At 53.4% G+C, this 13608-nt stretch carries 15 protein-coding genes and 1 tRNA gene; 7 read left to right on the forward strand and 9 right to left on the reverse strand.

The genetic code is table 11. From position 1 onward, the window contains the following. The first annotated feature begins 38 nt into the window (after nt 1–38). Nucleotides 39–111: transfer RNA gene (locus tag J0L72_05375), tRNA-Lys, on the forward strand. 162 nt (nt 112–273) lie between these two features. On the opposite strand, the gene J0L72_05380 is transcribed toward J0L72_05375, so the two are convergent. The 6 genes from J0L72_05380 to motA form a co-directional block, all read right to left on the reverse strand. Continuing rightward, nucleotides 274–903: a hypothetical protein gene (locus J0L72_05380; protein MBN8690208.1), complete on the reverse strand. Its 630-nt coding sequence runs from the start codon at nt 901–903 to the stop codon at nt 274–276. Between the two features lie 60 nt (nt 904–963). Further along, complete coding sequence (locus tag J0L72_05385; GenBank protein ID MBN8690209.1) at nt 964–1257, reverse strand: hypothetical protein; 294 nt, start codon at nt 1255–1257, stop codon at nt 964–966. A 145-nt stretch (nt 1258–1402) separates the two neighbouring features. Further along, nucleotides 1403–1588 carry a hypothetical protein gene (locus tag J0L72_05390; GenBank protein MBN8690210.1) on the reverse strand — a complete coding sequence of 62 codons (186 nt, stop codon included), beginning with the start codon at nt 1586–1588 and terminating at the stop codon, nt 1403–1405. Nucleotides 1589–1594: 6 nt separating this feature from the next. Continuing rightward, on the reverse strand, nt 1595–2578 hold the full coding sequence (locus J0L72_05395; protein ID MBN8690211.1) for a prepilin-type N-terminal cleavage/methylation domain-containing protein: 984 nt from the start codon (nt 2576–2578) through the stop codon (nt 1595–1597). Between the two features lie 57 nt (nt 2579–2635). Further along, on the reverse strand, nt 2636–3565 hold the full coding sequence (locus J0L72_05400; protein ID MBN8690212.1) for an OmpA family protein: 930 nt from the start codon (nt 3563–3565) through the stop codon (nt 2636–2638). 16 nt (nt 3566–3581) lie between these two features. Continuing rightward, nucleotides 3582–4442, reverse strand: a complete 861-nt coding sequence (gene motA / locus J0L72_05405) for a flagellar motor stator protein MotA (protein MBN8690213.1) — start codon at nt 4440–4442, stop codon at nt 3582–3584. 155 nt (nt 4443–4597) lie between these two features. On the opposite strand from motA, the gene mutL reads away from it, so the two are divergent. The 5 genes from mutL to J0L72_05430 are packed head-to-tail and all read left to right on the forward strand — an operon-like array spanning nt 4598 to nt 9526. After that, the gene (gene mutL, locus J0L72_05410; GenBank protein MBN8690214.1) at nt 4598–6364 is read left to right on the forward strand and encodes a DNA mismatch repair endonuclease MutL; all 1767 of its coding nucleotides are present in this window, start codon (nt 4598–4600) and stop codon (nt 6362–6364) included. Then, entirely contained in the window at nt 6361–6852 is a 492-nt protein-coding gene (gene ruvC, locus J0L72_05415; protein MBN8690215.1) for a crossover junction endodeoxyribonuclease RuvC, read from the forward strand. Before mutL ends, ruvC begins: the two co-directional genes overlap by 4 nt. A gap of 22 nt (nt 6853–6874) precedes the next feature. After that, nucleotides 6875–7765 (forward strand): hypothetical protein, encoded by an 891-nt coding sequence (locus tag J0L72_05420; GenBank protein ID MBN8690216.1) that lies wholly within the window; start codon nt 6875–6877, stop codon nt 7763–7765. Nucleotides 7766–7767: 2 nt separating this feature from the next. Beyond that, nucleotides 7768–9030, forward strand: coding sequence for a fumarylacetoacetase (gene fahA, locus J0L72_05425; GenBank protein ID MBN8690217.1), 1263 nt, complete (start codon nt 7768–7770; stop codon nt 9028–9030). Nucleotides 9031–9064: 34 nt separating this feature from the next. Continuing rightward, entirely contained in the window at nt 9065–9526 is a 462-nt protein-coding gene (locus J0L72_05430) for a DUF1579 family protein (protein ID MBN8690218.1), read from the forward strand. Here the strand turns inward: J0L72_05430 and J0L72_05435 are convergent. Together J0L72_05435 and J0L72_05440 are read right to left on the reverse strand one after the other, a co-directional pair. After that, nucleotides 9523–10911 (reverse strand): hypothetical protein, encoded by a 1389-nt coding sequence (locus J0L72_05435; GenBank protein ID MBN8690219.1) that lies wholly within the window; start codon nt 10909–10911, stop codon nt 9523–9525. The two genes, J0L72_05430 and J0L72_05435, sit on opposite strands and share 4 nt — an antisense overlap. 69 nt (nt 10912–10980) lie before the next feature. Continuing rightward, the gene (locus J0L72_05440) at nt 10981–11628 is read right to left on the reverse strand and encodes an aquaporin (protein ID MBN8690220.1); all 648 of its coding nucleotides are present in this window, start codon (nt 11626–11628) and stop codon (nt 10981–10983) included. A gap of 120 nt (nt 11629–11748) precedes the next feature. Between J0L72_05440 and J0L72_05445 the strand changes: the two genes are divergently transcribed. Then, nucleotides 11749–12969, forward strand: a complete 1221-nt coding sequence (locus J0L72_05445) for an ATP-grasp domain-containing protein (GenBank protein MBN8690221.1) — start codon at nt 11749–11751, stop codon at nt 12967–12969. Here the strand turns inward: J0L72_05445 and J0L72_05450 are convergent. Then, nucleotides 12957–13604 carry an ankyrin repeat domain-containing protein gene (locus J0L72_05450; GenBank protein MBN8690222.1) on the reverse strand — a complete coding sequence of 216 codons (648 nt, stop codon included), beginning with the start codon at nt 13602–13604 and terminating at the stop codon, nt 12957–12959. The genes J0L72_05445 and J0L72_05450 overlap by 13 nt on opposite strands. Nucleotides 13605–13608 lie beyond the last annotated feature (4 nt).

Genomic DNA, 13608 nt, shown 5'->3' on the forward strand with positions numbered 1-13608 from the left:
GAATAAATCGTACCTTAGCGGGTATCCTTCTCCAGTCCGAGTTGGTAGCTCAGTCGGTAGAGCAACGCCCTTTTAAGGCGTGGGTCCTGGGTTCGAGTCCCAGCCAGCTCACTTTTCTCCCTCTTCTTTCTTGCCGACAATACGGGAGTTTCACCTTCACGTTCTTCAGAACATGTCTGCCGCACCGAGGCGGAGCTCGGGTCGCGAAGCGAGTTCAGCGAGGGCGTGGCCTCGGGGAGGTGCGGCAGAAAAACCCTGCCTCTCTTCAAGAACTTACCGGTGAAAAACCTGAAGCCGCTTTGCGATCTCAACCGCGTGGTCAGCAACGTGTTCAAGCGCGTGGAAAATTTCGATCGTCCGGAACATTTCGCGCATTGCGGAATCCTCGTTCGCTAATTCCATAATCCGCTTCCGAGCCTTTTTGTAGGCGGAGTCGATCATCTCGTCAGCTTGGACAATCGCAATCGCACGCTCTTCATTGTAATCCTCATACAACTCGACCGCATCGCTGATCATCTGCACGACGCTCTCAGCGAGCGCGCCGAGAGGAGCACGCAAATCATCCCTAAAATTGCCTCCAATCTTCTTCGCCCTGCGGGCCAGCTTGACGGCGTCGTCACCAGCCTGTTCTAGTTCACCGACGATTGAAATCGTCGACGTCAGCAATCGCGCATCGCTGGCAACCGGAGCTTGGAGCACAATGAGCCGAAAAACCTGCTCCATGATGCGGCTCTCCAGGGCGTCAACCTCAAGGTCTTGGGCTGCGACTTGGTCTAGAAGTTCAGGATCATCGCCTACGGCACCTTCGACCGCGTCCAAAGTCATCTTGCACACGGTATCGCCCATCTCTCGCAAGAGATGTCGGACTTCTTCTACTTGGGCATCAAATTCTTTTCGCGTCATCGTGTCGATTCTTTCAGTCTTGTTAGGCCAAGACCATTTGGCAGACTAGATTGTTCCCGATCAGGATTCGTATTGGTTGATCAAGGCGTCTGCCAACTCGCTGCGCACCACTCCAACATACCACGCACTGTGATCTGGGCCGCAGGACTCATGCCAATCGTAAAGATAACCTGGCGCAAATACCTTGTTCGGCAGTATTGTCGGAAGCTGGCTCCGCATCACCCACTTCTCCGCAAGGACAGGATAGCAAACGGCCGGCATCGGATCTCGCATCAACTCGTAATCACTAGAAACATCGAGCACGACGAGCTTCGCAAAATTCAGCTCCCACAGGTTTCCATCAAGTTCTGCCATCCGTTAGCCAACTGCCAGAAAAATTACTGGCACTCCATAGTCTTCGGGACGGATGGCCGCTGACAGTAGACGCGGGAATTGTTTGCGTCAAAGAAATGCGCCTGGCCTCCCACAGAGAAGCCAGGCGCAATGAACTCAAAACAGGTTACTTTTTGTCGCCAAAAGGAGACACGGTGCCATTATCGGCCGGTTGGGCTGTGGCTGAGCCGCCGCCGTCTTCGGCAGGTACTGGCTTGCTATTGTCGAAGTTGCTGGAATCTGCGCCAGGGCCACTTTGACACCCCGCACACCAAATCCCCGCGATGATGCATAGAATGAGAAGTTTCTTCATGATGGTTTAGAGGCCTCCTTGTGGCCAGAATCGGTAGAAAACCCTGTTCGTTGAACCGGTCGGCGTCCGCATTTCATACACCCGCCTTAGGTTCATAGACTTCGCAGAGCCGTCAGCAGCAACGAAGGTCGCCATTCCATTTGGATAGTAGCAACTTGCACCCATGTAGCTGCCGTTACCACCCGCAGCATCCGGACGCTTTCGAGCGTGAGGGCCAGTAATATTTCTGGAGTTCGGCCAAGCGATGGCGCAGTTGTTGGCATCTGTACAGCCACCATAACCCGCATTGCAGTAGGTGGCACGGTTGCCGAGCACTCGCGCGTTCCCGAACCACATGTCGTAGTTCGCCGATGGAGCTGCCAAAACCTGATCCGACACGTTTTCTATTCCGCCCGCCGACAGGCTCGGAGTTGCATTTTCGCCGTCTGCGTTCGTGTATCTCAGGCCGAGATAGCCACCAGGTGCACCCGAAATCCCGATTCCAAAAATGCCGTCGAATTGAACTTGAGGGTCAGCAAACCCCACAATGCCATCCCAACTCGGGCCCGTGATGAAGTAAGGAGTTGGAACGGTATTGGAGCCCATGTAAACGGCAGCAGCGCGAACCGGCACGCCGTAGTGTTGTGAAATCTGAAATTCGCGCAGGTTCTTCGGTTTCGAGCTTGGCGCTGGCATTTTCACATCCATCATGATGTCAAAGTTCTTGACATACGGCTGGATGTACTGTTGCCAGGTCCAAGGCAATCCGGCGTTGCTTCCTGCTGTTCCTGGTGCCCAATAGGCGGCCAACATAAAGTAGTCGTCGTTATCGGCGCAATAGGACATTGAACCGAGACCGATCTGCTTGCAATTCATTAGATTCTGCGTGTCTTTCGCTGAATCTCGCGCTTGGGCAAACACTGGAAACAGAATTCCAGCGAGAATGGCGATGATGGCAATGACCACCAACAGTTCGATGAGTGTGAAAGCTCGTTTGATTCCGTTCGGCATTAGAGAGTGGACTCCCACTTCATTTTATGCCAATACACGCCAAATTTGTTTCTGTATTTAGTGGCCCGAGTGATTTTCTACCGGTTGCTTTTGCCCAGTAGTAAATTTCGCTGGCTTTTCCGGCACGATTTCAGGCTTTGCAAAGATCGCTTGATCCTTTGGATCGATCTGATCGTGCGGAATATCGTTCACAACGCTTTGTTGCATGCGTTTGAACGGCAGCATCACAGTCACCCGGCGATTTCGCGAATCCAATGGGGCGTCGGGGAACTTGAGCCGCGTATCTGCAAAGGCCCGCACGGCAGAAACTTGATTGGCAGGTACACCGCCCTGGCGCAAAACTCTTCGGACCGCAAGAGCACGATCACCCGACAGATCCCAGTTGTCGTACCCCAAGCCTGTATAGTTCCGAGCGTCTGTGTGGCCGTCAATGATCATGATTCGACCAGACTTGGCTAGCAACGGCGCGATTTCCAAAATCAACTTCTTTGCTTGCGGGCGGATGTTTGCGCAACCCACTTCAAAGAACACCATTCCTTTCCCTTCAACAAATTCGATTTCGAGCCCTTCAGTGGTCAGAGTCACTTCGATGTTCTTGATCAATACCGAGATGTCAGCATCGTTGGCACCCTTCGAAAGGACCGCCTTGATGTTTTCTCTGACTTGTTCGACTTCTCGCTCTTCCTGCTCTTCTTCCTTTCTGCGAGTTGCGGCGGCAGAAGCAGAAAGCTGCGATGCCCGATGCCCACCGCTCGGTGTAATGTTCGGCGCGCCCTTCGGGACCGATTTCATAAATCCTTGAGGGTCGTTGAAATAGCCTTGAACCTGCTGGCGCTGATCCGCAGACATACCCATAATCCACATCACCAAGAAGAAAGCCATCATTGCCGTCACAAAGTCAGCATAGGCAACCTTCCAGGCACCGCCGTGATGGCCGTGACCGGAGACCTTTTTCTTCTTAATGATAATAGGTGCGCCTTCGTTCATAAGCTAATCCTTCAGGTTAAGCGGCGTCCTTGTCCTTCACTGCCTTTTCAACTTCAGTGAATCCAGGTCGCAGCGCAGGAGCGATGTTTCGCCGTGCAAACTCGATACAAGTCACTGGCGATTCGCCGCGAGCAAAGCTGAACAGAGCAAATCGGATGCAGTTCATGTACTGCTCTTCCGGGAACAATTTGGCTTCCATTGCCTTGCTGATCGGCATGAAAATACAGTAGGCCAAGAAAATTCCCAAGAACGTACCCACCAGAGCCGCAGCAACTGAGTGGCCGATCGCGGAAGCTTCGCCTCCAATCTTGCCCATCGTGATAATCACACCAAGAACCGCCGCAACAATTCCGACAGCAGGCATCGCGTCTGCAATGGTCTGAACTGCTTCCGCTGGCCGGTGCGCTTCTTTGTGGGCGATTTCGAGGTCCAATTCCATCATCTCGCTCAGGTCGTGAGGACCAACCGCACCCGTCAAAATCACTTTCAACGTATCGCAAAGAAAGTCGCTGGCGTGGTGATTCGAAATGAAGGAAGGAAACTTCTTCATGATGTCGGACTCAGCTGGAGTCTCGATGTGCTTTTCCAGCCCCAAAAGACCTTCTTTTCGGGCCACGTTGAACAGCTGGTACATCATCTTAAGGAGATCGATGAACGCAGACTTTGTGTAGGGATCTGGTTTGAGAACCCCGAGTCCGGCTTTGATCGTGGCTTGAACGCCATCTTTGCCGTTGGAAGCAATAAAAATTCCAAGAGCCGCGCCACCCAAGATGATAAATTCGGTGACTTGGATGAGCACGCCAATCTGGCCGCCGTGCATGGTGTAGCCCACCATAATGCACACAATCCCTAGAACGATTCCGATAATGACAAACATTGGATTTCTCGCGCGATCCTAGCTCTTGGCGCGACGATTTCTCGTCGATAAGGCCTTGCCTCAAGCTACAATGAGAAATATCGGCACATTCCCCGCAAACTTTCAGTGGTCACCCTGTATTTTTGGGTTCAAATACGTCTAACACAATATTGACAATGCGCGTTAAGCTCCTCGATCCACAAACCGTTAACCAGATCGCGGCTGGTGAGGTCGTTGAACGCCCGGCAAGCGTGGTCAAGGAACTGCTCGAGAATGCGCTCGATGCCGGGGCAAAACGGATCACGATAGAGCTGGAAGAAAGCGGTACGCGCCTCATCAAAATTGCCGACGATGGGCATGGGATGTGCGAAGAAGATGCCATTGCCGCTCTTCAAAGGCACGCCACAAGCAAAATCCGCGCCGTCGAAGACCTTCACAAGGTTACGAGCTTGGGATTCCGTGGTGAAGCAATTCCGTCGATCGCGTCCGTTAGCCGGTTCGAATTGAGCACTGCCGAAGAAGACGGCACCAGGTTCATTTTGCCAGTGGAAGGAGGGACGCCCCAAGAATCCAGGCGCGCACCCGGACCTCGTGGTACCACCATCACCGTTGAGGACCTATTTTTTAACACTCCCGCTCGGCTAAGGTTCCTCAAATCACCTGGAACCGAACTCAGCGCGATCACCGAAATCGCCTCCAAGTATGCGGTGGCGTTTCCGGAAGTCGCCATCCGGCTCGTCCATGGGAATAACGTGATCTTCGAGTCCATGGGCGATGGGGACCTTCTTTCCGCGATCTCCGCGGTTTGGGGCCGAGAAACCGCCCGCGGCCTCGCCGAGATCTCAACCTACCGCGATGGAATTCGGGTTCGAGGATACGTTTCTCCGCCGCACTTTACACGCCCCACCCGCTCTCAACAGTGGTTCTACGTCAACGGGAGACCCGTGCGAAATCGCGGGCTATTCGCCGCGATTGATACCGCCTACCGGCAGATCACTCCCGAAAAGCGGTACCCAGTGGTGCTCTTGCTGATCGACGTCGATCCCGCCAAGGTGGATATGAACGTCTCTCCCACCAAAAGCGAGTGTAAGTTCGCCCACGAAGGTGTGGTGTTTGATGCTGTGCGATCCGGAATCAAGGACGCTCTCATTCAAGGCGGAATGATGCCAGACATGAGCGCAGTGATCCGCGCCAATGAGGCCATCGGCGTCGGAACAGGTGTCGCGCCATCGCTCAATTTTGGGATGCCGACCCATTTTGGGACCTTTGAAACTGGCCTCACCGCGAGTCCATTTTCCGGCTCGATCGTCGCCGACCCGACCGAAAACCTTAGCTTCGGACACCAAAGCTTCAAGGAGAAGTTCTTAGACGGCCTGCGCGTCATCGGCCAGACTGCTGACGCATTTTTTATCGTCGCCGAAAACTCTCAAGGCATATTGATCATCGACCAGCACGTCGCTCACGAGAGAATCCTGTTCGAAAAAATCCGTGCTGCCAGAGGCCAAGGAGCGGTAGAACGCCAACGATTGTTGACCCCAATTTTGGTGGAGCTTGACCGGCGTCAGTACGAATTGCTCGCCGAAAAGCAGGAGGAAATCTCTCAAACTGGCTTCGAATTTGAGTTCTTTGGCGCGTCCAGCGTGCTCGTACGCGAGGCTCCTGCTGCCATAAAAGGACAAGACCCCGGCCTGGTCATCCGCGACCTTATGGATGAGATTCTGGATGGTGGGGGGGCTTCGGGCCTGTCTGCCCGCGAGCAAATTTGGGTCATGTGTAGCTGCAAAATGGCGATCAAGGCTGGCGACAAGCTCACCATGGCCGAGATGGAACGACTCCTGATTGACCTCGCTGATTCGGAGAACCCTTACCTTTGCCCACACGGTCGGCCTATCACGATTACTATGGGCAAACATGAGCTTCTGCGCAGGTTCAAACGCGCATGAAAATTCTCGGAATCGACCCGGGACTGGAACGAATCGGTTATGGATTCGTCGAGAAGACCGGCTCCCGGTTGACCCCGATCGAATACGGGTTGATCTCGACTCCGCGGATTCATCTGCCAGACCGCCTGAGGCTGATCCACGATCAGGTCAATGAACTGCTCGATCGAACACGGCCAGATGCTCTTGCCACAGAACGGCTGCTGTTCACCGTCAACAAAACGACCGCGATGGACGTCAGCAAAGCTCTTGGAGTAGTGCTCTTGGCCGCCAGTCAGCGCGGACTAGAGTGGACCGAATACAGTCCGCCGGAAATCAAACAGAGTGTGGTGGGAACCGGAGCAGCCGACAAGAAGCAGATTCAGTTCATGGTCTGCAGGCTACTTAGCTTAGAAAAACCTCCAAAGCCGGACGACGTTGCCGACGCGCTCGCCATTGCGATTTGCCATTCGATGCGGATGAACTTTTTGCGTCCACCAACGCTCCGCTGAGACGATTTGGTACCCTGTACGCGTGGTCAAATCGCTTCGCCTGCTTCTCGATCAAGCTATCGACTACGCTGGATTGTTTCCTCCGGCAGCACTCGATATGGCCAGCGCATGCACCGAGTATGCCGCGATTCGAAATGAGCCTTACGCGTGGCTCGTGCGAAAATTTGTTTGCCCCATCCATTGGTTGCCACAACTTTTGGAGCACGATTCTGCGACCACTGACAACCCTTGGGAAATTTCTGTTATTGGTACGTCGCTCGAGAATTTCTCTCGTGATCTTGACCTGATCGAGCAGTTCGAAGAGTCTGCGGCGGGCAGAGCTTGCGTGACCGGATACGAAGTTAAAGGCGAGCTGGGATCAGGAAGGTCAAAGGTCCTCAAAGCGATGTCGGATTCGTTGCAGGATGACATTTTCGTCGAAGTGCCTCAGAACGATTCCATGCTCGACGCAATTCACCAAATGGTGGAATTTGAAGTCATCGGCGCGAAGCTCCGCACCGGTGGCCTAGAGGCAAGCGCATTTCCAACTATCGAAACAATCACTCAATTTATTCATGAGTGTGTGTCGCTGGATGTGCCTTTCAAGTTCACTGCGGGGTTGCACCATCCTTTCCGAACTGAGGCACCTGAGTATGGAGTCACCATGCACGGATTCATCAATCTGTTGATGGCATCCTGCCTCGCCCAGGTTCATGACCTCACCCGCACCGAAATCTCTAAGATCATCGGAGAACTCGACCTCAAGCAGTTCTGGTTTACCGAAAAGGGCGCAGGTTGGAAAGATTTTGAACTCAGCCTCGACGATATCGAATCTTCACGAGAACTCGTGGTCTCATGGGGATCGTGTTCGGTGACCGAACCGCTCGAAGACTTGATCCACGCCAACTTAGCTCCTGCCAATCTCCTACCATAACCATGTTTATCATCCCTTCTTCCGCCAAATCCTGGGTTCCAGGCGCAAACGACTCCAATTTTCCAATCCAAAACTTGCCGTATTGCAGCTTGGAGGGGGATGAATTCCAGTCCATCTATACGCGGATTGGCGACTTCGTGGTGAGCTTGGAGGCATTGCAAAATGCAGGCTTGCTCCGCCCTGATTTCGCAGTTTGGGAGTCCACCGCATTCGCTTTTTCGAGCCATACCGAACGCGCTGAGCTTCGAGAATCTCTGTACAACCTGTTTATGGAGGGCAACCAAGCTCTAGGTCAAAACCACGCTCTTCAATCAGAGTTGTTAATTCCAGTTGCGGACGTCACCTTCCAGATTCCGTTCTACATCCGGCAGTTTGTAGATTTTTACAGCGGGATCAACCACGCGAGCAATGTCGGCATGATGTTCCGCCCAGATCAGCCGCCACTTCTCCCAAATTATCGTCACATACCGGTGGGATATAACGGCAGAGCATCTTCGGTCGTCATCAGCGGCGAGCCGATAGTCCGGCCGAACGGTCAGACCAAAGGTCCGAATGATGAAATGCCAAGCTGGGGACCGTCTAAAGAACTCGATTTTGAACTCGAAATGGGCTTGTTCACCGGATCTCCAAACCGGATGGGCGAACCCCTGACCATGGATGACGCCGATAAATCCATCATCGGGATCAATATCGTCAACGACTGGTCTGCACGCGACGTCCAGCGATGGGAGTATCAGCCGCTCGGTCCGTTTTTGGCCAAGAGCTTTGCCACAAGCATCAGCCCATATGTCGTCACGTTAGACGCTTTGGAGCCATTCCGAGTCCCGGGCACAGAGCAAGAGCCCGCTCCGCTTCCTTATCTCGCCGAATCGGGCAATCGCGTGTACGACATCCATCTCGAAGTCTGGTTGCAAACCGAAAAGATGGACCAGCCCGAGCGAATTTGTCTTTCAAACGCCAAGCACTTGTACTGGTCATTCCGGCAACAGCTTGTTCACCAATGCAGCAATGGAACCCCCGTCGAACCTGGTGACCTTTACGGCACGGGCACAATCTCCGGCACGGAACCGGATAGTTTCGGCTCGCTCTTGGAACTAACTTGGCGCGGACAGAAGCCAATCACTCTGCATTCAACTGGTGAGACACGCACGTTCTTGCACGATGGCGACGAACTCACGATTCGAGCTTTCTGCCAAGGCGATGGCTTCCGAATTGGGTTTGGCGAAGTCAAGACAAAGATTTTGCCTGCGCCACAATTCCCGTAACCACTTGCGCGATTCCGTGTAATCTTGGCGAGTAATGACGAACAAAGAACTTGTCGCCCTTTTGGCAGGCAAATTTAGCGGCCCGGGTCGATTGAACTTGACCTGGCCAGGCGAGCCGATCAACATCATCGAATACAAGACGACGCTGACCGCAACGGCTGGGGGCGGGGGCGAGTTCGTCAAGATCGACTACACCTGGGAATACGAGGGCGAACAGGGCGGCTCGATGCTTGTTTCAATTGGTGACGGTAAGGTCACGATGGCGTGGGGCGACTCGTTCCACCAACAACCACACTTGATGATTTGCGAAGGGAAGACCACCGAGCACGGATTCGTTGTACAAGGCTCCTATCCTGCTGGCGAGGGCCCAGATTGGGGATGGCGCACCGAACTCAAAAAGGTGAGCCCGACTGAACTTCACCTTTTGATGACAAATATTCACCCGGATGGCCAAGAAGACTGGGCCGTCGAGCACATCTACACTCTAGAGGCTTAGAACCGAATCTGATACCTCAGGGTGGTGACTTGGTAGTTCCTCGATGCGCCAACGATGCCGTTATCGTGGAACCACTCACGGGTCAAAGTGAGAGTCGATCCTGGTGCAAAGCTGTAGCGATAGCCTAAGCCGAATTCTTGGATCGCATTGATCGCTCCCGATCTGGTGCTCGGGTCAAAGATGCCATAGCGAGCGATGATTTGGCCCGAACTGCTCAACGTGTACGCTCCAAAAACGTGGTACGCGCTGACCGGGTTCGCTTCGCGAATAGAATCTGGCGTGGCGGCTGGACCGCTGGCTGGGATGCGATCCTGTCCCATAATCGCTTCTGCCCGAAGTGTCAACTTTGAATCCAAGAGCCCGCTGTAAGAAAGGTCTGCAGAAGTGAATTGACGATGGATTGCCGGGTGATTCACCTGCGTCCCAGTTGTCGAAAATCCGGTTGCTGGTCGGTCTCCTTGGAAGTGTGTAATTCCGGCACTCAGACCTTGCTTTTCATACCGGAGGCTACCAAATCCCGCAGCCGAGCCCGACGGCATGTAATCGCGCGAAACTTGTTCAGGATCGCGGACTGCCATCGAACCTCCCACGCCGAGGATTCCGGTCACTTCCGGGTTCAATTTCCGGCTGATATAAGCACCGCGAATCCGCTCACCTTCAAACATCTTGCGGTGGAAAGTGGTGTGCTCTGGGAATTCTCGCAGTGCTGCCGACCGATCACTTTCATAGCCCATCATCACCTGGAATTGCCCTGCGACGACTTGAGTCAACCTTGCCTTGTTTGGATCGGCGATGTAAGTCAGAACCGCATCGCGCAGTTCGAAGCCGTTTCCACGGGTCGAACCGTTGTTTGTACTTCCGTCGAAAGAGAATTTGAGACTCACCCTAGGGTCTACTGAGTAGGTCCCACCGATCTGGAGTCGTCGGAGGTCGAACGCGTGCCGATTGTTTGGGGAGGAACCGACCCCGCCTTGGTTGGGATTTCGGCTCGAATCGATGTATTGAAACTGGGCGTAGGCACTTGGCTTGAACCTGGAATTGGCTTCAGTTGCCTTGGAGGTTGTGGCTACCTTTTGTTCAAGCTGGTCATTCTTAGCCTTGAGTGAAGCCAGCTCTGCTTCAATCCGCTCCATTCGGTCATTGATTTCTTGGAGTTCATCGAGCATTCCGCGCATGAGTTCGAGGGCTTCGTCATTGGTCGGCATATTCCCAGACTGAGCGAGATCACCCAGTTTCTGAGTCACGGCCCTAGACTTGTTTTTCAAAGCCTTGACCTGCAGCGTGTGGCTGTTCAGAACGAGCTTCTTTTGCTGAGATACAGGAATAGATTGAGCGCAAATTCCAACTGCAACCGCGGCCAAGTAGACCGTTAACAACCTCTTCATCTTGTTAAGAAGTTTTGCATATCTTGTGCGGCCCAACATCGATTGCGCCGCACAATTTTATGGCGGCTACTAAGCTTCCGGTTCGCGCTGCATGTTGTAGACCGCACCGGCCGCGACTGCGCCGATACATGGTCCTACGATGTAGATCCAAATGTGAGAAATCGGAGCCTGGGTGATCATCATGTTCAGCAGATTTGGGCCGATTCCGACCGCAGGGTTGAACGCTCCGCCAGAAATCGGACCGCCAGCATAGGCAGCAGCGACGATTGTCCCGCCGATTGCCAATCCGTAGAAACTATTTCCTTTTGTCTTTTCATGAACTGCGACATTGAACACCACCAACATCAGCATGAAGGTGAACAAAATCTCGACACAAAGTGCTTGAGGGATGCTCGCCGTCTGTGCTGGGGCAGGACCGAACGTCTTGCCGGTTATGAAATAACTCCCGTAGGCACCGGCAAATCCACCCAATAGCTGGGCCACGACATACTGCCCGAACTCAGAAGCGGACATTTTGCCAGACAAGAATAATCCCAAAGAAACGGCCGGGTTGTAGTGTGCGCCCGAGACATGCCCGCCCATGTAGACCAGCACCGCGAGCGCAAATCCGATGGCGATCACCGAAGTCGGTAAAGCACCACCCACAACGACCATCCCGATAGTAAGTACCAGGAAAAACGTGCCAATGAATTCTGTGAGTATTTTTGCCTTTACCATTTCTCGAATGGACGTAGCTTCAAGACCGAACGCCGTTGCGTTTTCCAGCTTTTGGCGACTTAGCGGTACGATAGGAAATTGCTCGCCAGCGTTGTTGAGCGAATGGAGACCGACAAATCCATGGCAGACAAATCCAAATCTAAATCCATTCTTTGCTTGACGAGTTATGAAAAAGGGTTCGAATTCCTAAGAGAATGTCGCCGCCAAGGCTATAGTGTGATGCTGTTGACCGGCGAGAGCTTGCGCCATTCTCCTTGGCCGATGGATGCGATCGACGACATCTTCTTCTTGCCAGATCCGAACAAGGAATGGAACCTTCGCGACATGGTCAAAGCAGTGAGCTACTTGTCCCGATCAGTAAAGATTGATCGCATCGTAGCTCTGGATGATTTTGATGTCGAAAAGGCAGCATTGCTGCGCGAGCACCTTCGAATTCCAGGAATGGGTGAGACCACCGCGCGAAACTTCAGGGACAAGCTAGCGATGCGGGGCCGCGCAAAGGATGCCGGAATCCCTGTTCCCCCATTTAGCGCCGTTTTTAACGATGGCGAAGTCAACGCATTTGCGCAATCTGTACCGGCGCCGTGGGTGATCAAACCCAGGCTGCAGGCGAACGCAATCGGCATCAAAAAGGTCGGGAATATTGATGAGCTGTGGCATGTGCTGCATTCGTTGGGTGATACTCGCGACGAATTCCTGATCGAAAAATATATCCCCGGAAAAATTTGCCACGTCGACAGCGTGATCGTCGAGGGCAAGGTGACTTTCGCCTGTGCAAGCGAATATGGGACTCCTCCGATGGAAGTTTTTCATGGTGGACGTGTATTTACAACACGAACGGTGATGCCGGCATCAGAATTGGAAACGAATCTTCTTGCCGTCAATCAAAAAATCATGACTGGCCTCGGCTTGAAGTATGGGGTTTCTCACACCGAGTTCATCGTCGGAGATGACGGAGTGGTGTACTTCCTCGAAACCTCTGCCAGAGTCGGCGGGGCAAACATCGCCGAACTTGTCGAATTTAGCACTGGCGTCAACCTCTGGGTCGAATGGGCCAAGCTCGAATGCGCGGAAAATCCGAAGAAGGTGAAAACCAAGCGGACCGCAAAGAACCATGGAGCTCTGCTTGCCACCCTAGCGCAACAGACTCATCCGGACATGAGCCGCTACAACGATCCGGAGGTGAAGTGGAAGCTCGATAAGAAGCAACATGCCGGGCTCATCCTCGCATCACCTGACTATGACCGCACGACAGAATTGCTGGATAGCTATCTAAAGCGGTTCTATCAGGACTTCTTTGCATCGCTGCCCGCCGCCGAAAGCGCCAGTCAGATGGGTTGAATCCAGGCGTCGATCACTTTGGAAACTTCATCGTGACCGACTTGTCGCCCCAAGTCGCTTGCCGATAGACCTTCATCGGTAAGCGCTCGTGGGTCCGCGCCCTGTTCAAGGAATTCTGCGGCTAACTGGGCATCCCCAAGTTCGGCGCAATAGTGCAAAACGGAGAATCCTTGTCCTCCCAAGAGATTGACGTCGGCTCCTCTCGATGCCAGTGTGCGAGCAATGCCTACATAACCGCTGGCCAAAGCAGCATGAATTGGCGCGGATCCGATGGCATTTTCTGCCTTCAAGTTGGGATTTGCGCCATGGTCAAGCAGAAAATTCACGGCCTCCTGCTGCCCGAAAAAGGAAGCCAATTGGAGAGCGTTGAACCCGTCACCTTGCGGAGCGTCAATGTTGTCTGCGAAGGTGGAAGCCTTCAACTCATCCAATGCCCCCAAGGCTGCTGATTCGTATATGGATAAGTTGGACTTCTTCACCTGGATTAACCCAGCCAAATCGGCTCGCCGGTAGTACAGCGCCGTCAACAGGCCGCTCACTCCATTCACCATTTGGTTAGCAAGCTCAGGATCGTTCTCTAGAGCAGACTCCAATGCCGCCGGGTCACCTAACCGGATGAGTTCTTCGAGACTCATGCCA

Source organism: Armatimonadota bacterium (genome assembly GCA_017303935.1).
GTDB lineage: Bacteria > Armatimonadota > Fimbriimonadia > Fimbriimonadales > Fimbriimonadaceae > JAFLBD01.

Bases quoted from the DNA above. Each gene is read 5' to 3' on its own strand.
- J0L72_05380 (MBN8690208.1), bottom strand. From the start codon at position 903: ATGACGCGAAAAGAATTTGATGCCCAAGTAGAAGAAGTCCGACATCTC.
- J0L72_05385 (MBN8690209.1), bottom strand. From the start codon at position 1,257: ATGGCAGAACTTGATGGAAACCTGTGGGAGCTGAATTTTGCGAAGCTC.
- J0L72_05390 (MBN8690210.1), bottom strand. From the start codon at position 1,588: ATGAAGAAACTTCTCATTCTATGCATCATCGCGGGGATTTGGTGTGCG.
- J0L72_05395 (MBN8690211.1), bottom strand. From the start codon at position 2,578: ATGCCGAACGGAATCAAACGAGCTTTCACACTCATCGAACTGTTGGTG.
- J0L72_05400 (MBN8690212.1), bottom strand. From the start codon at position 3,565: ATGAACGAAGGCGCACCTATTATCATTAAGAAGAAAAAGGTCTCCGGT.
- motA (MBN8690213.1), bottom strand. From the start codon at position 4,442: ATGTTTGTCATTATCGGAATCGTTCTAGGGATTGTGTGCATTATGGTG.
- mutL (MBN8690214.1), top strand. From the start codon at position 4,598: ATGCGCGTTAAGCTCCTCGATCCACAAACCGTTAACCAGATCGCGGCT.
- ruvC (MBN8690215.1), top strand. From the start codon at position 6,361: ATGAAAATTCTCGGAATCGACCCGGGACTGGAACGAATCGGTTATGGA.
- fahA (MBN8690217.1), top strand. From the start codon at position 7,768: ATGTTTATCATCCCTTCTTCCGCCAAATCCTGGGTTCCAGGCGCAAAC.
- J0L72_05430 (MBN8690218.1), top strand. From the start codon at position 9,065: ATGACGAACAAAGAACTTGTCGCCCTTTTGGCAGGCAAATTTAGCGGC.
- J0L72_05435 (MBN8690219.1), bottom strand. From the start codon at position 10,911: ATGAAGAGGTTGTTAACGGTCTACTTGGCCGCGGTTGCAGTTGGAATT.
- J0L72_05440 (MBN8690220.1), bottom strand. From the start codon at position 11,628: ATGGTAAAGGCAAAAATACTCACAGAATTCATTGGCACGTTTTTCCTG.
- J0L72_05445 (MBN8690221.1), top strand. From the start codon at position 11,749: ATGGCAGACAAATCCAAATCTAAATCCATTCTTTGCTTGACGAGTTAT.
- J0L72_05450 (MBN8690222.1), bottom strand. From the start codon at position 13,604: ATGAGTCTCGAAGAACTCATCCGGTTAGGTGACCCGGCGGCATTGGAG.